The sequence below is a fragment of the Azoarcus sp. KH32C genome, from assembly GCF_000349945.1.
GTDB lineage: Bacteria > Pseudomonadota > Gammaproteobacteria > Burkholderiales > Rhodocyclaceae > Aromatoleum.
The window spans coordinates 4,245,319-4,269,822 of the sequence record NC_020516.1; the positions used below are offsets into that span (position 1 = coordinate 4,245,319).

The following is a 24,504-nucleotide window of genomic DNA, read 5'->3' on the forward strand; positions in this document are numbered from 1 at the left end:
CGCTCCGCCCGACAGCCGAATCCTTTAAACTGTCGGGCTTGCTCAAGTATGGCGGTTGCTGATGTTCGTGCTGTTCGAAGAGAGTGGGGCCTTCAAGGCCGGGACCATTCTCGCTGATAACGATTCCTCCCTGCAGGTCGAGACCTCTCACGGCAAGCGCGTGAAGCTCAAGTCGAGCCACGTGCTGATGCGTTTCCGCGAGCCCTCGCCCGCCGACCTGCTCTCGCGTGCCGAAGCGGATGCGGAGGAACTCGACACCGCCTTCCTGTGGGAAGTCTGCGGCGACGACGAATTCGCTTTCGACGACTTCGCCGCCGACTATCACGGCCACTCGCCGAACGCCGTCGAATCCGCCGCGATCCTGCTGCGCCTGCACTCGGCGCCGACCTACTTCCACCGCAAGGGCCGCGGCCGTTTCCGCAAGGCCCCCACCGAGATCCTGCAAGCCGCGCTCGCCGGCCTCGAGAAGAAGCGCCAGCAGACCGAAGCGATCGAGCGCCTGCGCGCCGAACTCGTCGAAGGGCGCCTGCCCGCCGAGATCGCCGGCATGCTGCCGCAACTGCTGTATCGCCCGGACCGCAACCGCATCGAAACGAAAGCCTTCGAAGCCGCCTGCGTCGACACCGGCCTCTCCGCGCCGCGGCTGCTGTTGAAATGCGGCGCGCTCGCGTCGAGCTACGACTTCCACTACAACCGCTTCCTCTTCGAATACTTCGAAGAAGGCACCGCCTTCCCGGCTTTCGCAGCCCCGGTCGATCCGGCCGATCTCCCGCGCGCCGACGTCGCCGCGTTCTCGATCGACGACGCCACCACCACCGAGATCGACGATGCCTTCTCCGTCACGCCGCGCGAAGGCGGCGGCTGGCGCATCGGCATCCACATCGCCGCGCCCGCGCTCGGCTTCGGCCGCGGCTCCGACCTCGACGCGATCGCGCGCCGCAGGCTCTCGACCGTCTACATGCCGGGCAACAAGATCACGATGATGCCCGACGCCGCGGTCGAGACCTTCACGCTCGCCGCCGGCCGCGAATGCCCCGCGCTGTCGCTCTACCTCGACGTCACGCCCGCGCTCGCGATCCAGCGCCACGAAACCCGCATCGACCGCGTGCCCATCGTCGCCAACCTGCGGCACCACGACCTCGAACCCGTCTTCAACGAGCAGACCCTGCACGACCACGGCGAGAGTCCCGACTTCCAATGGAAGCGCGAGCTCACGCTGCTATGGGATCTCGCCAGCATCCTCGAAGCCGGCCGCGGCAAAGCCGAGAACAGTCCCAACCAGGTCGACTACAGCTTCTACGTCGACTGGCAGAAGGACACCGCCGACGGCGCCGGCTATGTGACGATCAGCCAGCGCCGCCGCGGCTCGCCGCTCGACAAGCTGGTCGCCGAGATGATGATCCTGGCCAACTCGACCTGGGGCAAGCTCCTCGACGAGGCTGAGGTGCCCGGCCTGTACCGCGTGCAAAGCGGCGGCAAGGTGCGCATGTCGACCACTGCCGGCCCGCATGACGGCCTCGGCGTCGATTGCTACGCTTGGTCCAGCTCGCCGCTGCGCCGCTACGTCGACCTCGTCAACCAATGGCAGCTCATCTCGGTGCTGCGCGAGGAGGCGCCCGCCTTCGCACCGAAGTCCGCCGAACTGATGGCGGCGCTCCGCGACTTCGACGTCACTTACGCCGCCTACGCCGACTTCCAGCGCCAGATGGAACGCTACTGGTGCCTGCGCTGGCTGCGCCAGCACCCCGAGGGCACGACCTTCGACGGCAAGGTGCTGCGCGACAACCTCGTGCGGCTGGACTCCATTCCGCTGATGATCAAGGTCCCGTCGCTGCCGGTGCTGCTGCCCGCGACCCGCGTGCGCGTCAGCATCGAATCGAGCGACCTGCTCGACGTCGACATCCACGCCCGCTACGTCGCGACGCTGGCCGAACCCGATCCCGCCGAGGCGACGGATTCGATGTTCGAAGGCAACTGATCCTACGGCACGCATGACGGGCAAGCCTTCCCGCGCCTCGCATCAGTCTCGGCGCCCGCAGACGGCAGCGGCCGCGGGCCTGCGCCCGGTCGGGCTGAGGCTACACGACGACCGACGCCTCGCGATCGCCTTCGCGATCTCGCTGCTGGTGCACGGCCTGGCGATGACGATCGGCTTCGTCATGCCCGATCGCGAGAAGCCCCGCGAACGCGACCGCGGGCTCGAAGTCGTCCTGGTCAACGCCCGCCACACCCGCGCCCCGCAAAAGCCGGACGTGCTCGCGCAGACCCACCTCGACGGCGGCGGCAACAGCGAGCAGAACGCCCGTCCCAAGTCGCCGCTCCCGCCGCAGGATGCCCGCCGCGAAGGCGACGCGCTCATCGATGCCCGCAAGCGCACGACCGATGTCGAAGCGAGCCGCAGCCGCGTGCTCACCGCGGAGAAATCGACCGAGAAGACACCGCCCGCTCCCGTCCAGCAGAGCGACCAGTCCGCTCCTCAGGTCCAGCCCTCCGGCCTCGATCTCCTCAACAGCGTCTCGGCCGTCGCGCGCATGGAAGCCGAGATCGACCGCTCCCTCGACGAGCTCGCCAAGCGCCCGCGCAAGAAATTCATCGGCGCGCGTGCGCAGGAGTACCGCTTCGCGCAGTATCTCGAGGACTGGCGGCAGAAGATCGAACGCATCGGCACACTGAATTACCCGGACGCCGCACGCGGGCGCATCTACGGCAGCCTGCTGCTCTACGTCGCAATCCGCGCCGACGGCACGGTCGAGAAGGCCGAGATCCAGCGCTCGTCGGGCGAAAAAATCCTCGACGAGGCAGCGCTGCGCATCGTCCGTCTTGCCGGCACCTTCGCGCCGTTCCCCGAGGACATCCGGCGCGACTACGACGTAATCGAATTCGTCCGCACCTGGACCTTCACCAACGCCAACAGCCTCACCGCCAAGTGACCATGGACCGCTACGCCGTCATCGGAAACCCGATCTCCCACAGCAAATCCCCGGCGATCCATGCCCGCTTCGCGGCGCAGACCGGCCAAGAGCTCACGTACGAGGCGCTGCTCGGCCCACTCGACGGCTTCGCGGGCGCGGTGCGCGCCTTCCGCGACGCGGGCGGACGCGGCATGAACGTCACGGTCCCCTTCAAGCTCGAAGCCTTCGCGCTGGCCGAGCGCCACTCGGCCCGCGCACTCGCCGCCGGCGCCGTGAATACCCTCGCCTTCGACGCCGAGGGCATCTTCGGCGACAACACCGACGGCGCCGGACTCGTGCGCGACCTGACCCACAACCTCGGCTGCGCACTCGCCGGCCGCCGCATCCTGCTGCTCGGCGCGGGCGGCGCCGCCCGCGGCACGCTGCTGCCGCTCCTCGGCACCCAGCCCGCGTCGCTCACGCTCGCCAACCGCACCGTCGCGCGCGCCGAAGCCCTCGTCGCCGACTTCGCCGAACGCGACGCCTCCGTCCCGCTCGACGCCTGCGGCTTCGCCGACCTCGCCGGGCGCCAGTTCGACGTCGTGATCAACGCGACCGCCGCGAGCCTCGCCGACGAAGCCCCGCCGCTGCCCGCCGGCCTCTACGCCGCGGGCGCGCTCGCCTACGACATGATGTACGGCCGCGGCGACACGCCCTTCCTCGCCGCCGCCCGCCGCGACGGCGCCGCGCGTCTTGCCGACGGCCTTGGCATGCTCGTCGAACAGGCCGCCGAGAGCTTCCAGCTATGGCGCGGTGTACGCCCCGACACGGCGCCGGTGCTCGCCGCGCTGCGCGCCCAGATCGGCTGACGATGAAGACTGCGCTGCGAGGCCTCGGCTGGGCCCTCGCCGCGATCGCGGCGCTGGTCATCCTCTACGAGCTGTGGATCTTCCTGCTGGTGCTGTGGTGGAGCCACTTCAACCCCGCCAGCACCAGCTTCATGCGCATCCGCCTCGAAGAGCTGCAGGAAAAGCGCCCCAACGCCGAACTGCGCCACGAATGGGTACCCTACGAACGCATCTCGATCCAGCTCAAGCGCGCCGTCATCGCCGCCGAGGACGACCGCTTCATCGAGCACGAAGGCTTCGACTGGGAAGGCATCCAGCGCGCGATCGAAAAGAACCAGCGCAAGGGCCGGGCGGTCGCCGGCGGCTCGACGATCAGCCAGCAGCTCGCCAAGAACCTCTTCCTGTCGCCGTCGCGCAGCTACTTGCGCAAGGGCGAGGAGGCGCTGATCACCGTCATGATCGAAGCGGTCTGGAGCAAGCGGCGCATCCTCGAGGTCTATCTCAACGTCGTCGAATGGGGCACCGGCATCTTCGGCTGCGAAGCCGCCGCGCAACGCTACTACGGCGTATCGGCGAGCCGGCTCGGCGCGGAACAGGCTGCGCGCCTCGCGGTGATGCTGCCGAACCCCCGAAAATACGAGAAACAGTTCGGCTCCCGCCTCGCCGCCCATGCCGAACGCATCCGCGAACGGATGGTCTACTCGCAGGTCCCCTGACGCCTTTGCGGCGCACTGTTTAGCCGTCGCACCGCATTGCAACAAATTGGCGTTTCCAGGGGTCGCAAGCCGGCCGCGAAGCCCGTAGAATTCGCGCCTTACGCCAGTTTCCACCCCCAATAAAAACCGGAGGCGCCGATGAGCGAGCAAGACGAACGCCACCCGGACGATGTCCAGCAGCACCTGCGCGAAGTGCAGGAACTGCTGTCGCGCCACAGGGTGGTGGAAGACCTCGTTCATCGGCAGGAAATGCCCCACCACGAACTGGTGGAGGACCTCGTCCACAAGCAGCACGTCGCCGAACTGCAGGCCCGCCTCGACGCCCTGCACCCGGCCGACATCGCGTACATCCTCGAGGCGCTGCCGCTCGCCGACCGCCTCTTCGTCTGGGACCTCGTCAAGGCCGACCGCGACGGCGACATCCTGCTCGAAGTGTCCGACGCGGTGCGCGAGTCGCTCATCGAGACGATGCGGCCCGACGAGCTCAAGGCCGCCGCCGAGACCCTCGACACCGACGAACTCGCCGACCTCGCACCCGACCTGCCGCCCGAGGTCATGCAGGACGTGTTCCAGTCGCTCGACAGCGAGGAACGCGAACAGCTGCGCGCAGCGATGTCCTACCCCGAGGATTCGGTCGGCGCGCTGATGGACTTCGACATGGTCACCGTCCGCGAGGACGTGACGCTCGAAGTCGTGCTGCGCTACCTGCGCCGCTTCGACGAGTTGCCGGACCACACCGACAAGCTCTTCGTCGTCGACCGCGAAGACCACCTGAAGGGCATCCTGACCCTCGAATCGCTGCTGATCAACGATCCGGATGCCAACGTCGTCGACGTCATGCACAAGGAAAACGTCATCAGCTTCGAGCCCGAGGACGAAGCCGACGACGCAGCCCAGGCGTTCGAGCGCTACGATCTCGTCTCGGCGCCGGTGATCGATTCGGAAAGGCGCGTCATCGGGCGCCTCACGGTCGCCGACGCCGTCGACTACATCCGCGAGGAATCCGAACACGAGATCCTCAGCAACGCCGGTCTGCGCGAAGAGGAAGACATCTTCGCGTCGGTGATGGACTCCGTGAAGAACCGCTGGGCGTGGCTCGCGATCAACCTCGTCACCGCCTTCATCGCCTCGCGCGTCATCGGTCTCTTCGAAGGCTCGATCGAGAAGCTCGTCGCGCTCGCCGCGCTGATGCCGATCGTCGCCGGCATCGGCGGCAACTCGGGCAACCAGACCATCACGATGATCGTGCGCGCGATCGCGATGGGCCAGGTCGAGCCCGGCGCGATGCAGCGCCTGATGCGCAAGGAGCTCAAGGTCTCGCTGATCAACGGCCTGTTCTGGGGCGGCATCATCGGCGTGTTGTCGTGGTGGCTCTACCACAGCGTCTCGCTGGGCCTCGTGATGACCGCCGCGATGACGCTCAACCTGCTGCTCGCCGCCTCGGCCGGCGTGGTGATCCCAATGATGCGCTTCCGCCTCGGCAAGGACCCTGCGCTCGGCAGCTCGGTGATGATCACCGGCCTCACCGACTCGGGCGGTTTCTTCATCTTCCTCGGACTCGCGACGCTGTTCCTGCTCTGAGCGGATATACCGTCGAAAAAAAGGGGCGCCGCGGCGCCCCTTCTCGTTCGTACCAGTCCGAATCAGAGCCTTGCGAACACTCGGCGCGCCGCCTCGACGGTCGCCGCGACGTCCGCCTCGGTGTGCGCCACCGACAGGAAGCCCGCCTCGAAGGCCGACGGCGCGAAGAAGTGGCCTTCGTCCAGCATCGCGTGGAAGAAGCGGTTGAAGGTGTCGCGATCCGACGCCATCACTTCCGCGAACGAACGCGGCACGGCGGCGCTGAAATACAGGCCGAACATGCCGCCGATCGAATCCGCGCAGAAGGTCACGCCGGCTGCACGCGCAGCCTCGTTGAGCCCGTCCGCGAGCTGCTTCGTGCGCGCCGCGAGCGTGTCGTAGAAACCCGCCTCGCGGATCAGCTTCAGCGACGCAATCCCCGCCGCGACCGCGACCGGGCTGCCCGACAGCGTGCCCGCCTGGTACACCGGGCCGAGCGGCGCGATCTGCTGCATGATGTCGCGGCGGCCGCCGAAGGCGCCGACCGGCATGCCGCCACCGATCACCTTGCCGAGCGTCGTCAGGTCCGGCGTGATGTTGTAGAGGCCCTGCACCCCTTGCGGGCCGACGCGGAAGCCGGTCATCACCTCGTCGAAGATCAGCACGACGCCATACTGCGTGCACAGCGCGCGCAGCCCTTCGAGGAAGCCCGGCTGCGGCTTGATCAGGTTCATGTTCCCGGCGACCGCCTCGACGATCACCGCCGCGATCTCGTTGCCGCGCGCCTTGAAAGCCTCTTCGACCTGCTGCAGGTTGTTGTAGTCGAGCACGATCGTGTGCTTCGCGAAATCCGCCGGCACACCGCCTGACGACGGATTGCCGAAGGTCAGCAGGCCCGAGCCCGCCTTCACGAGCAGGCTGTCGGCATGGCCGTGGTAGCAGCCTTCGAACTTGACGATCGCATCACGACCGGTGAAGCCGCGCGCGAGACGGATCGCGCTCATCGTCGCCTCGGTGCCCGAGCTCACGAGGCGCACCATGTCCATCGACGGCATCAGCTCACAGATCAGCTCGGCCATGTCGACTTCGGCTTCCGTCGGCGCACCGAAGGACAGGCCGCGCAACGCCGCCTCGCGCACCGCCTCGACGATGGCCGGATGCGCGTGGCCGGCGATCGCCGGGCCCCAGGAGCCGACGTAGTCGATGTATTCCTTGCCGTCCGCATCCCACACACGCGCGCCCTCGGCGCGGGCGATGAAGCGCGGCGCCCCGCCCACCGAACGGAAGGCGCGCACCGGCGAATTCACGCCGCCGGGAATCGTGTTCTGGGCGCGCTGGAAGAGGGCTTCGTTCTTGCTGTTCATGTCGTCGAAACTCGTCGGTTGAGAATTGCAGTAAAAGGGACCCGAGGTCTGCGGCCGCCAGCCGAAACCTCAGACCGGTTCAAACAAGGCGGCATAGGCCGCCACGCGCGCCCCCGGATCGGGCGCGTCGAAGACATCGGAAATCACCGCGAGCAGATCCGCGCCGGCCGCAACAACGGCGGATGCGTTCTCCAGCGTGATCCCGCCGATCGCCGCGACCGGGCAGCGAAGTTCGAGGTGCGCACGGGTCAGCAACGCGAGCGGCGCATGCACCGCCGCAGGCTTGGTCGGCGACGAAAACACGGCACCGAACGCCACGTAGTCCGCACCGGCAACGAGGCCTGTCTCGGCCCGCGCCCATTCGTTGTAGCAGGTCACGCCGAGGATTCGCTTCGGCCCGAGCGCCGCACGCGCCGCCGCGATGTCGCCATCGTCGCGCCCGAGATGCGCGCCATCCGCGCCGATCGCCAAGGCGAGCTGCAGGTCATCGTTGACGATCAACGGCACGCCCGCGTCGCGGCATGGCTGCACGAGTGCTGCCGCCTGCTCGCGCCGCAGCGCCGCGTCGGGCTGCTTGCTGCGGTACTGCAGCAGCGCCGGCCGGCCTTCGAGCGCGCGCCGAGCCAATTCGACGAGCGTCGCCGTATCGGCGAGATCGGGCGTGACGAGGTAAAGCCCGCGCAGCTTGCGTTCAGTCATCGCCTTTCGCTTCCGCTGCCGCTTCATCTTCCGGCCGCGCCCAGAACAGGCGATCGGGCAGCGCGAGCCCCATTCCCGGCCGGTAGGCGGCCGACAAAGCCTGCCACGTGAATTCCTGCGCCTCGCGCGCCGCCTCGGGCACTTCCATGCCGTGCGCGAGCGCCGCCGCCAGCGCCGCCGCCAGCGTCGAACCCGCGCCGAGGAAACGCTCCGGCAGCCGGTCCCAGGCATCGGTGCGCACCGGCCCGTCACTATTGACGAGCACATTCACGACCTGCGGCCCCGGCTCGCTCGTGCCGGTGAGCAGGATGTAGCGCACGCCCAGCGCGAGCAGATGATTGATCGCGTCCTCGACCGACAGGTCGGCGTCGGCGAGCTCGCCCCCGCCCCCGCCCTCGTCCTCTTCGCCGAACAGCTCCGCGTCGTCCTCCTCGTCCTCGCCTTCGCTCGCGGCGAAGCGCTCCGGATCCGGCGCGACCGCCGCGAGCTGCAGCACTTCGTCGCGGCTCGCGACGAGCACCGTCGTCTGCGGCAGCACCAGTTCCGCGATCCCCGCAAGCAGATCCTCGCCGCTCGACTCGTCGCCATCGACGAAGCCCAGCGACGGCGCGACGACCAGCGGCAAGTCAGGGTAGTCGGACAGGATTTCGGCGATCGCCGCCACGTTCTCGACGCTTCCCACCATGCCCAGCTTGAACGCACGCACCGGGATGTCCTCGAGCAGCGCCCGCGCCTGCGCAGCCACTGCCTCGGAATCAAGGGCGAGCACTTCTTCGACGCCACGCGTGTCGCGCACGATCACCGCCGCGAGCACCGACAAGGGATGGCAACCCATGCTCGCCAGTGTCAGGACATCCGACTGAAGGCCGTCGCCGCCGGTGGCATCGCTGGCCGCGAAGGCCAGCACGGAAGGGGGAAGATCGTGTAAACCGATGGACATGATGGAGTCTGCCGAAAGCACAGCGCCGCCTGATCTGGCACGGCAGGAAAAATGCGGTAAGATGCGGCGGATTTTACAGCCAATTCGCCCAGAGCATGCTTACCGATGGCCAACTCGCCACTCCCGCGGCGTTTCTGCCGATGGCATGGCCTGGCGCGGTGAAGAAAGGGACCTTTCTCGGGCGAGCGCAGACTCGACCGCAGCACCGGCAGAAATGACGAGAAAAAGTCCGGAAAATGACATCCGAACATCCCGACCGGTTCCCTGAACGCGTTGGCGAAGTAACGGAAAGGGTACGAAAACCCGCCGGACAATGCAAACACCATATTCGGCACCGCCCCGACGCCGAGGATTGAAGACATGGATCTAACCGGACTCAAGGTGATGGTGATCGACGACAGCAACACGATTCGTCGCAGCGCCGAAATCTTTCTCACGCAGTCGGGCTGTCAGGTGCTGCTGGCCGAAGACGGCTTCGATGCGCTCGCCAAGATCGCCGACCATCACCCCGACGTGATCTTCGTCGACATCATGATGCCGCGGCTCGACGGCTATCAGACCTGCGCGCTGATCAAGAAGAACCCGCAGCTCGCCGCGACGCCGGTCATCATGCTGTCCTCGAAGGACGGGCTCTTCGACCGCGCCCGGGGCCGCATGGTGGGATCGGACGAATACCTCACCAAACCCTTCACCAAGGACAGCCTGCTCAAGGCGGTCGCCACCCACGCCGGACGCAGTTCCGGACAAGACCACTGACCGGAGCCGCACACGCCATGCCGATCAAGAAGATACTTGTCGTTGACGATTCGCCGACCGAACGCCTGGCGATGACCGAACTGCTCACCGCGAAGGGCTACCAGGTCGTCACCGCCGACAGCGGGGAAAACGCGATCACGCGCAGCAAGAGCGAGATGCCCGACCTGATCCTGATGGACGTCGTGATGCCGGGCATGAACGGCTACCAGGCCACCCGCACGATCTCGCGCGACGACGCGACGCGCAACATCCCGATCATCATGTGCACCAGCAAGGGACTGGAAACGGACCGCATCTGGGGCATGCGCCAGGGCGCGTACGACTATCTCGTCAAGCCCGTCGATCCGAACGAATTGCTGGCCCGCATCCAGGCCCTGGGCTGAGCACCGATGGCCAAGCGACTGAGCCTGCGCGAATTCCAGGAAGACCTGGTGCGTCGCTTCGCCGAAGCGCAAAGCGGCGACCGGCGCGCCCTGCTGGGCGTCCGCGCGGGGCGCGAGAACTGGCTCATCAACCTCACCGACAGCGGCGAAATCCTGCCGCCACCGCCGCTCGCCCCGGTGCCGCTGACCTACGACTGGTATCGCGGCCTCGCCAACGTGCGCGGCACGCTCTTCAGCGTCGTCGATTTCGCGGCCTTCCAGCACGGCCCTCTGACGCCGGCGACCGGCGGCGCGCGCCTACTCCTCGTCGGCGTGCGCCACGGGGTGAACTGCGCGCTGCTGATATCGAGTGCACTGGGGCTGCGCAGCCCCGACGACTTCCAGCCCGACACGGCCGGCGGCGCCGACGAACGTCCGTGGGTGCAGGCGCGCCTGCGCGACGCGCGCGACCATGTCTGGCTCAAACTCGACGTTCCGCGGCTGCTCTCGCACCGCGGCTTCCTGCAGGCGGGGCTCGAATAAGCCCGTGGCCCGGCCCAAGCATCCGAACAATAACCACCCATCCGATCTCGCGGAGCACACACCATGGCCCTCAAGCTTCCGACGCTGAACTTCAGCAAGAAGAAGGCTGACCCGGAAGACCCCCCGATCGCCACGACCATCATGGAAGACATGCCGGTGCGGCGTGTCGCCGATGCGCGGGCCGGCAAGGCGGAGGCGGGCAAACCGCGCACCGCGGCCGAAAAGCTCGGGGCGCTGGCCTTCGTCTTCGCGCTGATCACGATCGCGGGCCTGATCCTGCTCTTCTACCAGTTCCGCGAATCGACCAACGCCACCTCGGTCATTGCCGCCGCGGGAGAGATGGAAACCCTCACGCAGCGCATCGCCAAGGCGACGCAGCTGTCGCTGCAGGGCAACGCCGCAGCCTTTGCCGAATTGCGCAACGGCACGCGCCGCTTCAACGAACTGCTCGACGCGCTGACCAACGGCGGCACGATCGACGACAAGGACGTGCGGCCCGCCCCCCGCGCCGCGCAGGAACAGATCGAGGCGCTCGCGACGACCTGGCGCCCCACGGCCGAAAAGGCCAGCCAGCTGATCGCGCAGGAAAAGAACCTGCTCGCGCTGAACGAATCGGTCGCCGCGATCAACAAGCGCGACGAGGAACTCTTCGAGCAGGCCGAGCAGCTCGCCCAGCTCAAGCAGCAGTCGGGCAACGCGCGCGAGATCGCCGCCACCGGCAGCGCCGTGATGCTGACGCAGCGCATCGCCAAGAACGCCAACGCCCTGCTCGTCGCGAACACGATCGACCCGCAGATCGCCTTCGCGCTCGGCAAGGACGCCAAGGTCCTCGCCGCCCAGCTCGCGGATCTGCGCGCAGGAACCGCCGACCCGGAGGCGCGCCGCCGCCTGCAGGCCCTCGAAGCCGGCTCCGGCGAAACGCTCGATGCCGTCACCCGCATCCTCGACAACATCCAGGCGCTGGTCCAGGCGAAGACCGCCGGCCGCGACATCTTCAACGACTCCGAAAAGCTCACCGACAACGCGCGCAAACTTTCTGCCGCGCTCAACAACGCCTATAGCGGCCTCAGCGGCGCGACCATCGGCATCGCGATCGCCGCGGTGCTCGGCCTGATGGTGCTGTCCTCGATGGCGAAGCTCAACAACCGCGAACTCGCCTCCCGCCAGCAGGAAGCCGAACAGCAGCAGCGCAGCGCCGAAAGCGAACGCAACCAGGCCCAGCAGGCGATCCTTCGCCTGATGAACGAAATGGGCGATCTCGCCGACGGCGACTTGACGGTGCGCACCACGGTGTCGGAAGACATCACCGGCGCCATCGCGGACTCGGTGAACTACACCATCGAGGAACTCTCCGTGCTCGTGCGACGCATCAACGACGCGGCGACCCGCGTGACGCTCGCGACCGAGGCCGCGCAGAAGATCTCGACCGAACTCCTGAGCGCAACCGAACGCCAGTCGCACGCGATCGAGGACGCCGGAAACACCGTCGAACAGATGGCCCGCAGCATGACCGAGTCGTCCGAGCGCGCACTGCGTTCCGCACAGGTCGCACGCCGCTCTCTGGATTCGGCACGCAAGGGCGCGAGCGCGGTGGAGAACACGATCAAGGGCATGAACGGCATCCGCGAGCAGATCCAGGAAACTTCCAAGCGAATCAAGCGCCTCGGCGAATCCTCGCAGGAGATCGGTGAAATCGTCGAACTGATCTCGGACATTACCGAACAGACCAACGTGCTCGCGCTCAACGCGGCGATCCAGGCAGCCTCCGCCGGCGAAGCGGGACGCGGCTTCACCGTCGTTGCGGAAGAAGTGCAGCGCCTCGCGGAACGCTCCGCCGAAGCGACCAAGCAGATCGCGGCGATCGTGAAGACGATTCAGACCGACACCAAGGACGCCGTCGCGTCGATGGAAAACGCGACCCGCGACGTGGTCGAGGGCGCGCAGCTCTCCGACGCCGCCGGCCAGGCGCTGTCGGAGATCGGCGACGTCTCGACCGAAACCGCCCGCCTCATCGAACAGATCTCCAGCGACACCCAGCACCAGGCGGCCACCGCGACGCGCGTGGCCGAAGGCATGAAGGAAATCCTCGCGATTACCGAGCAGACCGCGAACGGCACGCGCCAGACCGCGGTGTCGGTCGGCCAGCTCGCCGACCTCGCGGTCGAGCTGAAAGGCTCGGTCTCGGGCTTCAAGGTCTGACGGCGCAGCAGCAGCTTCGGGAACCAGCCATGACGCACCCCAACGAACTGGATCTGGGCCCGCTCACGTGGGTCAAGAACGAAATCGACCTCGCGCTCGCGCGGGCCGACGAATCACTCGAACTCGCGTCCGGCGCGCCCGATGCGCCGGCCCGCATCCAGTTTGCGCAAACCCACCTGCACCAGGTGCGCGGCGCCATCTCGATCGTCGGGCTCGACGGACTCGCTCAGTTCGCGACCTCGCTCGATCTGTCGCTGGCGGCGGTCGCGCGCGGCGAACGCCCGGCCGACGAGGCGACGCTGAAGCTCGCCCGGCGGGCGCTGGCGACGATGGGGAACTACCTCGAAGAGCTCGTCCACGGCACCCCCGACCAGCCTCTGCGGCTGCTGCCGCTGTATCGCGAAATCCACGCGATCCGCAGCGCCGACCCGGTGTCGCCCGCCGAGCTCTTCTTCCCCGACCTGTCGCAGCGCCCCCCCAGGCGGGAGATCGCGAGCAGCGACCTGCCCGAGGAGGCGCGCCAGAACCAGTTGCGTACGCTCCGTGCCCAGTTCCAGCGTGGACTGCTGCAGTGGCTGCGCGCGGCCGGCGACGCCGCCGGCCCGACGGCGATGCTCAACGCCGTCCAGGGGATGGAAGCGCTGCACACCGGCACGCCGATCATCAACTTCTGGTATGCCGCCGAAGGCTTCCTCGAAGCCCTCGCGAACGGCGACCTCCCGGCCCAGCCGGAAATCAAGAAGCTCGGCTCCCAGCTCGACGCGCAACTGAAACGCCTCGCCGATACGCCGGGCGCCGTTCCCGAGCGGCTGATCCGCGAACTGCTGTACTGGACCGCGCAGGCACCTGCCCGGAGTGCCCAGCAAAAGGCGGCGCGCACCACCTGGCATCTTGACGCCCTGATTCCCGAGGCAGGCGCCTCCGTCAGCGCGACCCCGCTCGCGGCCCTGCTGAAGACCCTTCAGGGCGCGATGGTCGCAAGCAAGGAAGCCTGGGACGAGTTCTCCGAAGGCCATGCCGCAGCCCTGCCGCATTTCGAAACCCGCCTCGCCGACCTCATCGCCGAAGCCAGGCAACTCGGCCGCCCGGCCCTCGACCGCCTCCTTGCAGCCCTCGGCGACTTCGTCGGCTGGGTGCGCAAGGATCCGCTGCGTATCAACGACCAGATCGCGCTCGAAGTCGCCACGGCCCTGCTCCTGGCCGACAGCGCGCTGCAGCGCGGCGCCCCCGATGCGGGATTCTCGACCCAGGCCGCCGACACCGCGAACCGCCTCGACGCGCTGATGCGCGGCGAGCAGGTCGCCGCGGCCGAATACTCGGCCACGGTCGAGACCGCGCGCCGCCAGCAGGAACGCGAAGCCCTCGGCCAGGTCTCGCGCGAGATCCTGTCGAGCCTCGCGCAGGTCGAGCAGATCCTCGACGACTATTTCCGCAACCAGGCGAAGCGCGCCCCGCTCGCCGGCCTCGCCAAGCCGCTGAAGCAGATCGAAGGCGCCCTGACGCTCGTCGGCGACGCCGAAGCGATCGCCTTGGTCCATGACGCGGCCGCGACGATCGCCCGCTTCGCCGAAACCGACGCCGCACCGCAACCGGGGCAGTTCGAACGCCTCGCCCAGCGCCTGTCCGCACTCGGTTTCTACGTCGAAGCGCTGCAACGCGGCCCGGCGACCCTGCAACGCTTCCTCGCCCCGCTCGCGCCGCAACCGGCCGTCACCGCCGAAGAAGCCCCCCCAATCACGATCGAAACCGCCCGGCCGGCCACACCGAGCGCGCCGCCGGCGCCCGTCGCCCTCGAACCCGCCCCGGCACCGGAAGCGATCACCCCGATCCAGGTCACGCCCGAGCCTGAAGCCCCCGTCGTCGCGCCTCTCGCATCCGCAGTCCCGACGCTCGAAGCGGCGCAGGAAGAACCGCTCGAAGCGGTCCCGCTCCTGGAGCCCGTCCCCGCACCGGCTCCGACGCCCACCCCGCCTGAACCCGCAAAGGTGGCGGACACCGGCGCCGCGGACGTCGACGCCGAACTGCTGGCGATCTTCATCGAAGAAGCCCACGAGGTCCTCGCCACCGTCGGCGAAGAGCTCGCGCTGCTGCGTACCGCCCCCGACTCGATCGAACACCTGCGCTCCATCCGCCGCGGCTTCCACACGCTCAAGGGCAGCGGCCGCATGGTCGGCCTGCGTGATCTTGGCGAATCGGCCTGGGGCCTGGAGCAGACGCTCAACCGCTGGCTGCAGCTCGAGTGGCCACCGACCCCGGCCCTGCACCATCTCGTCGATGCCGCCCATCACGTCTTCGGCGACTGGGTGCACGCCCTCGAAGCCGGCGAACCTCACGCCCCCGACGTCTCGGCCCTGATGGCCGAAGCCGAACGGCTACGCAGCAGCGAAACAGCCGTCATTGAACCCGCAGCGATCACGATCGCTCCGGCCGCGGCTCCGGAGCCCGGCGAGGCAATTGCGGAAGCCGAAGCCCCTCTTGCGACCGAAGCCGAGCCGCTGGAATTCGCCGCGCTGGAACTCGGCGAAGGCGGCGAAATCCTCCCCTTCGCCGGCCCTGCCGTCGAAATCGTTCCGCCACTCGAAGAAGGCGCGGTCGAAGAGGTCCTTCCCGAAGCAGTTCCCGAGGAGATCGAGTTCGAAGCGGCCGCGCTCGACGAGTCGGTGCTCGAAGAACCCGCCTTCGAGGAAACCTCGCTCGACGACAACTGGCTGAACGAAACCTCGCTCGAAGAAATCGGCCTGGAGGAAGCCGCCTCCGAAGCCCCGGAAGAAATCGTTCTGGAGGAAGCGTTTTCCCTTGAGGATCTCGCACCGCTTGCGCCCGAGGCAACCGAACCCGCAGCCGAACCGCCCGCGGTCGCGACCGAAGCGGTGCAGGAGCCCCTCGGCGAGGCGCCCGAGTGGCTCGAAGATACCGATCTCAGCGGTCCGCCGCCGGCCGCATCGCTGTATGACGCGGCAACCATCGAAGCGCTGGACGAGCCGGAACTGGACCTCGAACCGGAGGAAATCTCGCTTGAGGCGCCCGTCTTCTCCGATTTGATCGAGACGCCCAGCGAGGAACCGCTGCTCGAGCCCGAAACCGGCGAACCGGTCATCGACCTCGCGTTCGAAGTGCCGGAAGAGGCACTCCTCGAAGAGCCGATGCCAGAAGAAGTCGCCGCGCCGGAAGTCCTGCCTGAGGAAGTCCTGCCTGAGGAAGTCCTGCCTGAGGAAGTCCTGCCGGAGGAAGCACTCGCCGAGGAGGCGCTGATCGAAGAAGCGCTGATCGAAGAACCTTTGGTGGAAGAGATCGCGGCAGCGGATTTCCTGCCGGAAGAGCTGGTGACGGAAGAGACCGCTCTCGAAGAAGCACAGCCCGAGGAGGAGTTGCTCGAAGAACCGCTCGTCGAAGAACTCGGCGAGACCGTGACGGCGCCGGAAGTCGAGGAAGCCGAAGCCGCACCGATCGAAGAAGCTGCACCCTTCCTCGTGGAACGCGATGTCGTCCGCGTCGGCGACAACGAAATCAGCCGCCCGCTGTTCGACCTCTATCTCGGTGAGGCCCGCCACCACCTGTCGGTCCTGCACAGCGAACTCGCGAGGATCGAGGCCAACCCGACCCTCGTACCGGGCGAGCCGCCGCTGCGTGCCGCGCACACGCTCGCCGGCATCTCCGGCACCACGCGCGTCATGAGCGTGCAGGTCCTCGCCCGTGCTCTCGAGCATGCGCTGGAACGCTTGCGCGACACTGCCCACGCACCGACGCCCGAGCAGGCCGCAGTCCTCAAGACCTCCAACGAGACGCTCGAGGCAATGCTCGCGCAGGTCGCCGCCCGCCTGATGCCGCTCGACATGCCCGAGCTGGTCGAACAGCTCGACGGTATCGGCCGTACCATTCCGCTCGAAGCCGAACCCGCGGTCATCCCGGCTGCAGCGCCGGCCACGGCACCAAGCGCCGCCGCGGCGGCAGAAGCGCCCGCCGAAGCCCCCGCCGCGAAACCCGCCGTACGCGACGACCTCGACGAACAGCTGCTGCCGATCTTCCTCGAAGAAGGCAACGAGCTCGTCGCCGAACTGCACGCCACGCTGCGCAACTGGAGCAGCGGCGCACCGGGCGACCATGCGAAGGCGAGCGCCCGCCTGCTGCATACGCTGAAGGGCAGCGCCCGCATGGCCGGCGCGATGACCCTGGGCGAACACGTCCACCAGCTCGAATCGCGTCTGGAGGCGGCACTCGCGGCCGGCCGCGAACCGGAAGCGCTGATCGACGAACTCGTCACCGGCCTCGACCAGGCCGAGCAGATGATCACGACGCTCGGCAGCGGCGGGGCAGCCCCGGCGGCCGAGGAGGCCGCTGCCGCGACGACGGCGACGGCGACCGCCGTCGAAGTGGAGCCCGCCGAAGCCGAAGCCGAAGCGAGCGGAGCGCTCGCAACGCTGCGCGTGCGTGCCGACACCGTCGACCGCTTCGTCAACGAGGCCGGCGAAATCGGCATCGCCCGGACCCGGATTGCCGGCGAACTGCGCACCCTGCGCCGCTCGCTGCTGGACCTCACCGAGAACGTCATCCGCCTGCGTAACCAGCTGCGGGAGGTCGAAATCCAGGCCGACATGCAGATGCAGTCCCGCATCGCGCACACCGGCTCGGCCGAGAGCGATTTCGACCCGCTCGAGATGGACCGCTACACGCGCCTGCAGGAACTGACGCGGATGATGGCCGAGAGCGTGGGCGACGTCACGACCGTTCAGCAGAGCCTCTTGCGCAACCTCGATGGGGCCGACATCGCGCTCAACAGCCAGGCCCGCCTGTCGCGCGACCTGCAGCAGGCGCTGATGCAGGTCCGCATGGTGCCCTTCGACAGCCTCGCGGACCGTCTCTACCGCGTCACCCGCCAGACCGCCAAGGACCTCGGCAAGCGCGCGAACCTCGACCTGCGCGGCGGCCGCATCGAAATCGACCGCAGCGTCCTGGAGCACATCACCGCCCCGCTCGAACACCTGCTGCGCAATGCCGTCGCGCACGGCATCGAGTCGCCCGAACAGCGCCAGGCCGCGGGCAAGCGCGACATCGGCCAGATCACGCTCGCCGTCAGCCAGGAAGGCAATGAAATCGCGATCAGCCTCTCCGACGACGGCAACGGCCTCGACTACGACAAGATCGCCGAACGCGCGCGCGCCAGCGGACTGCTCGCCCCGAACGAAGTCGCCGACGAACGCCGCCTGACGAATCTGATCTTCCTGCCCGGCTTCTCGACCGCCGGCAACGTCTCGACGGTGTCGGGCCGCGGCGTCGGCATGGACGTCGTGAAGTCCGAGACGGCCGCGGTCGGCGGCCGCATCGACATCCGGGCGGCGCGCGGCAAAGGCACCGAGTTCCGCATCTATCTGCCGCTCACGCTCGCCGTGACGCAGGCGCTGCTGGTCGTCGCGGGCGGGCGCACCTACGCGATCCCGTCGAGCATGATCGCGCAGGTCATGGAGCTGAAGGCCGATGCGCTGGAAAGCCTGCGCGCAGCAGGTGGCACGGAGTGGCAGGGCGAAGCCTTCAACTACCGCTACCTGCCGCGCCTGCTCGGCGACCACGCGAGCCAGCCCGTCGAACAGCGCTTCAACTGGGTGCTGCTGCTGCGCGCCGGCGCCCAGACGCTGGCGCTGCACGTCGATACGCTGCGCGGCAACCAGGAAATCGTCGTCAAGAACGCGGGGCCGCAACTCGCGCGCGTGGTCGGCATTTCGGGCGCCACGGTGCTCGGCGACGGCGAGATCGTGCTGATCCTCAACCCGGTGGCGCTCGCCAGCCGCGGGCTCGCCGAGCGCACTCCGACGCAAGAGGCCCCTGCCGGCGAACTCGAAGCGCTCGAACCGCTGGAACCCGTCGCGCCCGCACCGGTCCAGCACCAGCCGACGATCATGGTCGTCGACGACTCGCTGACGGTCCGCAAGATCACCGGCCGCCTGCTCGAACGCGAAGGCTATCGCGTCGTCACCGCGAAGGATGGCGTCGATGCGCTGGAGCACCTGCTCGAAACGGTGCCCGACGTGATCCTGTCGGACATCGAGATGCCGCGCATGGACGGCTTCGACCTGCTGCGCAACATCCGCGCCGACGACCGCCTGACCGCCGTGCCGGTGATCATGATCACCTCGCGACTCGCGGACAAGCACCGCCAGCTCGCGGAGAAGATCGGCGCGAACGAGTACCTCGGCAAGCCCTACGAGGAATCCGAACTCCTCGGCCTGCTACGCAGCTACACTGAACGGCGCGCCGCCCCGCGGGACTGACGCCGCGCTCGCCGTCGTAGGGCTCAGCCCCGTACGACGGCGAAGCGCTGCAGCGTGCGTTCGCGCGCCTGTGCGTGATCGACGACCGGAGCCGGGTAATCGCGACCGATGCGGACCCCGCACGCCGCCTGCTCAGCCTCCGGCATCTTCCAAGGCGCATGGATGTAGCGCGACGCCACCCGCGCCAGCTCGGGCACGTAGCGGCGGATGAAGGCGCCGTCCGGGTCAAAGCGCTCAGATTGCGTCACGGGGTTGAAGATGCGGAAATACGGCTGGGCATCGCAGCCCGTCGAGGCCGCCCACTGCCATCCGCCATTGTTCGCCGCCAGGTCGTAATCGTTCAGCTGCGCCGCGAAGTAACGCTCGCCGCGTCGCCAATCGATCCCGAGATCCTTGGTCAGGAAAGACGCAGCCACCATTCGCAAGCGGTTGTGCATGTAGCCCGTGCCATTGAGCTGCCGCATCGCCGCGTCGACCAAGGGATAGCCGGTGCGCCCCTCGCACCACGCCGCAAAGAGTTCGGGCGCATCGTCCCACACGATACGGTCGTACTCGGGGCGGAAACACGCGTCGACGACCCGCGGGTGGTGGTACAGGATCATCTGGTAGAACTCCCGCCAGATGAGTTCCGACAGCCAGGTTTGCGCCCCCGCCGATCCTTCCGTCCACGCAAGGCTCGCAAGCTCACGGATCGACAGCGTGCCGAAACGCAGATGAGTCGAGAGGTAGGACACGCCCTTGCGCGAAGGATAATCGCGCGCCTCGGCATAGTCCCCGATGCGGCGGACGAAATCCCCGAGCAAGGCCCGCCCGCCGGACATCCCCGCCGGGAGGCGCAATTGGCCCAGATTGGTCGGAAGGAAGCCAATCTCGGCCAATTCAGGAATGCGCTCCCCATCCGCCTTCGGCGCCAAGCCCGCTGCAGCCTCGGCGATCGGAAAAGCCTCCATCCGCGCGCTGTCGAATCGGGCGAGCCACGCATTCTTGTAGGGCGTGAAGACGCTGTACGGTGCTCCGGCCTGCGTCAGGAGCTCGTCGCGCTCGAAAATCACCTGATCACGAAAATCCTCGAACGCGATCCCGGCTTCGACGAGCCGCTGCGCCACACGACGATCACGCGCAATCGCCGCCGGCTCGTAGTCCCGGTTCGCGAACACGGCCGCCACACCCAATTCGCTCGCCAGCTGCGGCACCGCCTCGTCGGCCCGCGCGTGCCGCACGATCAGCCCAGCCCCCGCTCCGCCCGCCTGCCGCGACAGGCGGTCGAGCTCGGCGTCGAGCTCCCGAATGCTGCGCCAGATGAATTCGATGCGACGATCCTCGCGCCGGGGCAAGGCATCGAGGATCTCGCGGTCGAACACGAACACGCAATGCACCCGCGCAAAACGCCGCAGCGCGTGATGCAGTGCCGCGTGATCGAAACAGCGCAAATCTCTCCGGAACCAAACCAGCGCAGCGGCATCCATCGTCAAACTCGGACTCCAATCCAACACAAGACCAACCCGTCGCGGGCCGATCGCACACGTTACTGCTCATCGTGGCACGCGAGAGGCTAAAATGCAGCCATGAGCGCCATTACGTCGAACTTCACGCATCATTTCCTGATCGCCATGCCCAGCATGACCGATCCCAATTTCACGCGCACGCTCACCTACATCGCCGAGCACAACGACCAGGGCGCGTTGGGGATCATCGTCAACCGGCCGATCGACATGACGCTCGGAGCGCTGTTCGAGCGCGTCGATCTCACGATGGAAGTCGACGGCTTCTCCGAACAACCGGTGTATTTCGGCGGCCCGGTCCAGACCGACCGCGGCTTCGTGCTGCACCGCCCGGCCGGCGAATGGCACTCCACGCTCAACGTGATGGACGAAGCCGGCCTGACGAGTTCGCGCGACATCCTGCAGGCGATCGGCAGTCGCGGCGAACCGGCCGAAGTCCTCGTCAGCCTCGGATACTCCGGCTGGGCCGCCGGGCAGCTCGAACAGGAACTCGCCGAGAACGCCTGGCTCACAGTGCCGGCCGACCTCTCGATCGTATTCGGCCTGCCGCCCGAAGAACGGCTCGCCGCGGCCATGCAAAGACTCGGCATCGATTTCGCGAACCTCAGCGAGTCGGCGGGGCATGCCTGAGGCAGCCGCCGCCACATCCGCCGCCCTGCCCGCCCGCGGCACCCTGCTCGGCTTCGATTTCGGACTCGCCCGCGTCGGCGTGGCCGTCGGCGAACTCGAAACCGGCCAGGCCAGCGCGCTCGTCACGATCAGCGGCGAAGCCAACGCGCCGCGCTTCGCCGCCATCGAAAAGCTCCTCGCCGAATGGCACCCCGTCGCCCTGGTCGTCGGCATTCCCAGCCACCTCGACGGCACGCCGCACGAGATGACCGCCCGCTGCCGCCGCTTCGCCAACCAGCTGCACGGGCGCTACGGCCTGCCCGTCCTGGAATGCGACGAACGCCTGAGCTCCGCAGAGGCTGAACGCTCGCTGGCCGGCGCCGGGCGCAAGCGCTGGCAAGACCGCAAGCCCCTACTCGACGCCGTCGCGGCACAGATCATCCTGCAACACTTCCTGGACGCCACCCGAAATGATGCACAACCTTGACGCAGAAGCGCTCTGCCAGACGCTCATCGAGCAGATGCGGCCGCATGTCCGCCCCGACACCGCCCTCGTCGGCATTCATACCGGCGGCGTGTGGCTCGCGAAACGCCTCGCCGAGGCGCTAGGCGTGACGCAGCAGCCGGGCTCGATCGACGTCTCCTTCTACCGCGACGACTTCGGCTCGCGCGGCCTGCACCCGCAGCCCAAGCGCACCGAGATCCCCTTCGACGTCGAAGGCGCCCACGTCATCATCGTCGACGACGTCCTCTACACCGGCCGCACGACGCGCGCCGCCATCAACGAACTGTTCGACTTCGGCCGCCCGGGCCGCGTCGACCTCGCGGTGCTGATCGACCGCGGCGGCCGCGAGCTGCCGATCGCGCCGAAGTACTGCGCCCTCACCCTGCCCGCCCCCCTGCCGGCCAACCAGCGGCTCGAACTCGAAGCCGACGCCGCCGGCGCGCTCACCCTGAGGCTGATCGATGCATAACCCCCAACTCAACAAACACGGCGAACTGCAGCACCTGCTGACGATCGACGGCCTGCCGCGCGACGTCATCACCGCGATCCTCGACACTGCCGCGCCCTTCACCGAAGTCGCCGAACGCGAAGTGAAGAAGCTGCCGCTGCTGCGCGGCAAAAGCATCTTCAACCTGTTCTTCGAGAACTCGACGCGCACCCGCACGACCTTCGAGATCGCCGCCAAGCGCCTGTCGGCCGACGTCGTAAACCTCAACGTCTCGACCAGCTCGACCGCCAAGGGCGAGAGCCTGCTCGACACCGTCGACAACCTGTGCGCGATGCAGGCCGACATGTTCGTCGTGCGCCACGCCGCGAGCGGTGCGCCCTTCCTGATCGCGCAGCATCTGCTTGCCACCGGGCGCGACCACATCCACGTCGTCAACGCCGGTGACGGCCGCCATGCGCACCCGACGCAGGGCCTGCTGGACATGTATACGATCCGGCACTACAAGCGCGACTTCACGAACCTCACCGTCGCCATCGTCGGCGACGTGCTGCACTCGCGCGTCGCGCGTTCGCAGATCTCGGCCCTGACCACGCTCGGCGTGCCCGAAGTGCGCGTCATCGGCCCGAAGACCCTGCTGCCGACGGAGGTCGAACGCCTCGGCGTGCGCGTCTGCCACGACATGCGCGAAGGCCTCAAGGGCGTCGACGTCGTCATGATGCTGCGCCTGCAGAACGAGCGCATGAACGGCGCCCTGCTGCCGACGCCGCAGGAGTACTACAAGATCTGGGGCCTCACCGCAGAGAAGCTCGCGCTCGCGAAGCCCGACGCGATCGTCATGCACCCCGGCCCGATGAACCGCGGCGTCGAGATCGACTCGGCGGTGGCCGACGGCGCGCAGGCCGTGATCCTGCCGCAGGTCACCTTCGGGATCGCCGTGCGCATGGCGGTCATGAGCATGCTGGCCGGCCAGCAAGGGAGCAACAAGTAATGAAGATCCGCATCACCAACGGCCGTGTCGTCGACCCGGCCAACGGCATCGACGAAGTCCGCGACATGTATCTCGCGGACGGCAAGATCCTCGCCCTCGGCCAAGCCCCTGATGGCTTCACCGCCGAACGCACGATCGACGCGAGCAAACTGGTCGTCGCCCCCGGCCTGATCGACCTCGCCGCGCGCCTGCGCGAACCCGGCTTCGAATACCGCGCCACGCTCGAATCCGAAATGGACGCCGCAATGGCCGGCGGCGTCACGAGCCTCGCGATCCCGCCCGACACCGATCCCGTTCTCGACGAACCCGGTCTCGTCGAGATGCTGTGCTATCGCGCGAAGAAGCTCAACCGCGCCCACGTCTACCCGGTCGGCGCTCTGACGCTCGGCCTGAAGGGCCAGCGCCTGTCGGAGATGGCGGAACTCGTCGAAGCCGGCTGCGTCGCCTTCAGCCAGGCCAACGAACCGATCGTCGACAACGCGGTGCTGATGCGCGCGATGCAGTACGCAGCGACCTTCGGCTTCCGCGTCTGGCTGCAGCCGCTCACCCCCTTCCTGAGCTCGATCGGCGTCGCCCACGACGGCGAAGTGGCATCCCGCCTCGGTCTGCCTGGCGTACCGGCAGAGACCGAAACGATTGCGCTCTACACCTACATCCAGCTCGCCCGCAGGACGGGTGCGAACCTGCACATCACGCGCCTGTCGAGCGCGGCCGGCCTCGAACTGATCGAACAGGCCCGTGCGGGCGGCGTCGACATCACCTGCGACGTCTCGATCAACAACCTGCACCTGTCCGACATGGACATCGGCTACTTCAACAGCAACTGCCACCTCGTGCCGCCGCTGCGCAGCCTGCGCGACCGGGACGCATTGCGGCAGGGGCTCGCCGACGGCCGCATCAACGCGCTGTGCTCGGACCACACCCCGGTCGACGACGACGGCAAGCTGACCCCGTTCAGCGAATCCGAACCCGGCGCGACCGGCCTCGAACTGCTGCTGCCGCTGACGCTGAAATGGGCGCAGGAAAGCGGCCTGCCGCTGGTGAAGGCGCTCGCGCGCGTCACCACCGACGCCGCGCGCATCGTCGGCACCACCAAGGCCGGCCATCTGAGTCCGGGCGCGCGCGCCGACCTGTGCCTCTTCGACCCGGAGTCGCACACGACGATCAGCCGCGACCAGCTGCGCAGCCAGGGCAAGAACACGCCCTTCCTGGGGCTGGAGCTGCCCGGCCGCGTGCATTACACCCTGGTCGAGGGCCAGATCATGCACGAGCTCAACTGACGCAATCCGGCAGCCCGCGCTGCGGCTCGAG

The 24,504-nt window shown here is 67.9% G+C and carries 19 protein-coding genes; 15 read left to right on the plus strand and 4 right to left on the minus strand.

What is annotated here, in order from left to right; genetic code table 11:
* Positions 1 to 61 precede the first annotated feature (61 nt).
* The 5 genes from AZKH_RS18965 to mgtE all read left to right on the plus strand — a co-directional run bounded on the left by AZKH_RS18965 (position 62) and on the right by mgtE (position 6,036).
* Positions 62 to 1,978 carry a ribonuclease catalytic domain-containing protein gene (locus AZKH_RS18965; protein WP_015437412.1) on the plus strand — a complete coding sequence of 639 codons (1,917 nt, stop codon included), beginning with the start codon at positions 62 to 64 and terminating at the stop codon, positions 1,976 to 1,978.
* Between the two features lie 13 nt (positions 1,979 to 1,991).
* Positions 1,992 to 2,930 carry an energy transducer TonB gene (locus tag AZKH_RS18970; protein ID WP_015437413.1) on the plus strand — a complete coding sequence of 313 codons (939 nt, stop codon included), beginning with the start codon at positions 1,992 to 1,994 and terminating at the stop codon, positions 2,928 to 2,930.
* Between the two features lie 2 nt (positions 2,931 to 2,932).
* Positions 2,933 to 3,760: a shikimate dehydrogenase gene (gene aroE / locus AZKH_RS18975; protein ID WP_015437414.1), complete on the plus strand. Its 828-nt coding sequence runs from the start codon at positions 2,933 to 2,935 to the stop codon at positions 3,758 to 3,760.
* A 2-nt stretch (positions 3,761 to 3,762) separates the two neighbouring features.
* Positions 3,763 to 4,455 (plus strand): monofunctional biosynthetic peptidoglycan transglycosylase, encoded by a 693-nt coding sequence (mtgA, locus tag AZKH_RS18980; RefSeq protein WP_015437415.1) that lies wholly within the window; start codon positions 3,763 to 3,765, stop codon positions 4,453 to 4,455.
* 138 nt (positions 4,456 to 4,593) lie between these two features.
* Complete coding sequence (gene mgtE, locus AZKH_RS18985; protein WP_015437416.1) at positions 4,594 to 6,036, plus strand: magnesium transporter; 1,443 nt, start codon at positions 4,594 to 4,596, stop codon at positions 6,034 to 6,036.
* A gap of 62 nt (positions 6,037 to 6,098) precedes the next feature.
* Here the strand turns inward: mgtE and hemL are convergent, their stop codons facing one another.
* The 3 genes from hemL to AZKH_RS19000 all read right to left on the minus strand — a co-directional run bounded on the left by hemL (position 6,099) and on the right by AZKH_RS19000 (position 9,018).
* Positions 6,099 to 7,379: a glutamate-1-semialdehyde 2,1-aminomutase gene (gene hemL / locus AZKH_RS18990; RefSeq protein WP_015437417.1), complete on the minus strand. Its 1,281-nt coding sequence runs from the start codon at positions 7,377 to 7,379 to the stop codon at positions 6,099 to 6,101.
* Positions 7,380 to 7,448: 69 nt separating this feature from the next.
* Positions 7,449 to 8,078, minus strand: a complete 630-nt coding sequence (gene thiE / locus AZKH_RS18995; protein ID WP_041656396.1) for a thiamine phosphate synthase — start codon at positions 8,076 to 8,078, stop codon at positions 7,449 to 7,451.
* Entirely contained in the window at positions 8,071 to 9,018 is a 948-nt protein-coding gene (locus AZKH_RS19000; protein WP_041656397.1) for a bifunctional hydroxymethylpyrimidine kinase/phosphomethylpyrimidine kinase, read from the minus strand. The genes thiE and AZKH_RS19000 overlap by 8 nt, the downstream gene beginning before the upstream one ends.
* Positions 9,019 to 9,378: 360 nt before the next feature.
* On the opposite strand from AZKH_RS19000, the gene AZKH_RS19005 reads away from it, so the two are divergent.
* From AZKH_RS19005 to AZKH_RS19025, 5 genes are all read left to right on the plus strand, one after another.
* Entirely contained in the window at positions 9,379 to 9,774 is a 396-nt protein-coding gene (locus AZKH_RS19005) for a PleD family two-component system response regulator (RefSeq protein ID WP_015437420.1), read from the plus strand.
* Positions 9,775 to 9,791: 17 nt separating this feature from the next.
* The gene (locus AZKH_RS19010) at positions 9,792 to 10,157 is read left to right on the plus strand and encodes a PleD family two-component system response regulator (protein WP_015437421.1); all 366 of its coding nucleotides are present in this window, start codon (positions 9,792 to 9,794) and stop codon (positions 10,155 to 10,157) included.
* A 6-nt stretch (positions 10,158 to 10,163) separates the two neighbouring features.
* Positions 10,164 to 10,679: a chemotaxis protein CheW gene (locus AZKH_RS19015; protein ID WP_015437422.1), complete on the plus strand. Its 516-nt coding sequence runs from the start codon at positions 10,164 to 10,166 to the stop codon at positions 10,677 to 10,679.
* Positions 10,680 to 10,742: 63 nt separating this feature from the next.
* Positions 10,743 to 12,878, plus strand: coding sequence for a methyl-accepting chemotaxis protein (locus AZKH_RS19020; protein ID WP_015437423.1), 2,136 nt, complete (start codon positions 10,743 to 10,745; stop codon positions 12,876 to 12,878).
* A gap of 29 nt (positions 12,879 to 12,907) precedes the next feature.
* Entirely contained in the window at positions 12,908 to 19,141 is a 6,234-nt protein-coding gene (locus AZKH_RS19025; RefSeq protein ID WP_015437424.1) for an Hpt domain-containing protein, read from the plus strand.
* 23 nt (positions 19,142 to 19,164) lie between these two features.
* On the opposite strand, the gene AZKH_RS19030 is transcribed toward AZKH_RS19025, so the two are convergent.
* Complete coding sequence (locus tag AZKH_RS19030) at positions 19,165 to 20,607, minus strand: deoxyribodipyrimidine photo-lyase (RefSeq protein WP_015437425.1); 1,443 nt, start codon at positions 20,605 to 20,607, stop codon at positions 19,165 to 19,167.
* A 99-nt stretch (positions 20,608 to 20,706) separates the two neighbouring features.
* Between AZKH_RS19030 and AZKH_RS19035 the strand changes: the two genes are divergently transcribed.
* Genes AZKH_RS19035 through AZKH_RS19055 form a run of 5 tightly spaced genes read left to right on the plus strand, consistent with a single transcriptional unit; the run spans position 20,707 to position 24,473 of the window.
* Positions 20,707 to 21,273, plus strand: coding sequence for a YqgE/AlgH family protein (locus tag AZKH_RS19035; protein WP_015437426.1), 567 nt, complete (start codon positions 20,707 to 20,709; stop codon positions 21,271 to 21,273).
* Positions 21,266 to 21,739 (plus strand): Holliday junction resolvase RuvX, encoded by a 474-nt coding sequence (gene ruvX / locus AZKH_RS19040; RefSeq protein ID WP_015437427.1) that lies wholly within the window; start codon positions 21,266 to 21,268, stop codon positions 21,737 to 21,739. The genes AZKH_RS19035 and ruvX overlap by 8 nt, the downstream gene beginning before the upstream one ends.
* Positions 21,726 to 22,226, plus strand: coding sequence for a bifunctional pyr operon transcriptional regulator/uracil phosphoribosyltransferase PyrR (pyrR, locus tag AZKH_RS19045; protein ID WP_041657586.1), 501 nt, complete (start codon positions 21,726 to 21,728; stop codon positions 22,224 to 22,226). The genes ruvX and pyrR overlap by 14 nt, the downstream gene beginning before the upstream one ends.
* Positions 22,219 to 23,193, plus strand: coding sequence for an aspartate carbamoyltransferase catalytic subunit (locus tag AZKH_RS19050; protein WP_015437429.1), 975 nt, complete (start codon positions 22,219 to 22,221; stop codon positions 23,191 to 23,193). The genes pyrR and AZKH_RS19050 overlap by 8 nt, the downstream gene beginning before the upstream one ends.
* Positions 23,193 to 24,473, plus strand: a complete 1,281-nt coding sequence (locus AZKH_RS19055; RefSeq protein WP_015437430.1) for a dihydroorotase — start codon at positions 23,193 to 23,195, stop codon at positions 24,471 to 24,473. Before AZKH_RS19050 ends, AZKH_RS19055 begins: the two co-directional genes overlap by 1 nt.
* The last annotated feature ends 31 nt before the right edge of the window (positions 24,474 to 24,504 follow it).

Excerpts from the sequence above, each read along its gene's own strand:
- AZKH_RS18965 (WP_015437412.1), top strand. The coding sequence starts at position 62 with ATGTTCGTGCTGTTCGAAGAGAGTGGGGCCTTCAAGGCCGGGACCATT.
- AZKH_RS18970 (WP_015437413.1), top strand. The coding sequence starts at position 1,992 with ATGACGGGCAAGCCTTCCCGCGCCTCGCATCAGTCTCGGCGCCCGCAG.
- aroE (WP_015437414.1), top strand. The coding sequence starts at position 2,933 with ATGGACCGCTACGCCGTCATCGGAAACCCGATCTCCCACAGCAAATCC.
- mtgA (WP_015437415.1), top strand. The coding sequence starts at position 3,763 with ATGAAGACTGCGCTGCGAGGCCTCGGCTGGGCCCTCGCCGCGATCGCG.
- mgtE (WP_015437416.1), top strand. The coding sequence starts at position 4,594 with ATGAGCGAGCAAGACGAACGCCACCCGGACGATGTCCAGCAGCACCTG.
- hemL (WP_015437417.1), bottom strand. The coding sequence starts at position 7,379 with ATGAACAGCAAGAACGAAGCCCTCTTCCAGCGCGCCCAGAACACGATT.
- thiE (WP_041656396.1), bottom strand. The coding sequence starts at position 8,078 with ATGACTGAACGCAAGCTGCGCGGGCTTTACCTCGTCACGCCCGATCTC.
- AZKH_RS19000 (WP_041656397.1), bottom strand. The coding sequence starts at position 9,018 with ATGTCCATCGGTTTACACGATCTTCCCCCTTCCGTGCTGGCCTTCGCG.
- AZKH_RS19005 (WP_015437420.1), top strand. The coding sequence starts at position 9,379 with ATGGATCTAACCGGACTCAAGGTGATGGTGATCGACGACAGCAACACG.
- AZKH_RS19010 (WP_015437421.1), top strand. The coding sequence starts at position 9,792 with ATGCCGATCAAGAAGATACTTGTCGTTGACGATTCGCCGACCGAACGC.
- AZKH_RS19015 (WP_015437422.1), top strand. The coding sequence starts at position 10,164 with ATGGCCAAGCGACTGAGCCTGCGCGAATTCCAGGAAGACCTGGTGCGT.
- AZKH_RS19020 (WP_015437423.1), top strand. The coding sequence starts at position 10,743 with ATGGCCCTCAAGCTTCCGACGCTGAACTTCAGCAAGAAGAAGGCTGAC.
- AZKH_RS19025 (WP_015437424.1), top strand. The coding sequence starts at position 12,908 with ATGACGCACCCCAACGAACTGGATCTGGGCCCGCTCACGTGGGTCAAG.
- AZKH_RS19030 (WP_015437425.1), bottom strand. The coding sequence starts at position 20,607 with ATGGATGCCGCTGCGCTGGTTTGGTTCCGGAGAGATTTGCGCTGTTTC.
- AZKH_RS19035 (WP_015437426.1), top strand. The coding sequence starts at position 20,707 with ATGAGCGCCATTACGTCGAACTTCACGCATCATTTCCTGATCGCCATG.
- ruvX (WP_015437427.1), top strand. The coding sequence starts at position 21,266 with ATGCCTGAGGCAGCCGCCGCCACATCCGCCGCCCTGCCCGCCCGCGGC.
- pyrR (WP_041657586.1), top strand. The coding sequence starts at position 21,726 with ATGCACAACCTTGACGCAGAAGCGCTCTGCCAGACGCTCATCGAGCAG.
- AZKH_RS19050 (WP_015437429.1), top strand. The coding sequence starts at position 22,219 with ATGCATAACCCCCAACTCAACAAACACGGCGAACTGCAGCACCTGCTG.
- AZKH_RS19055 (WP_015437430.1), top strand. The coding sequence starts at position 23,193 with ATGAAGATCCGCATCACCAACGGCCGTGTCGTCGACCCGGCCAACGGC.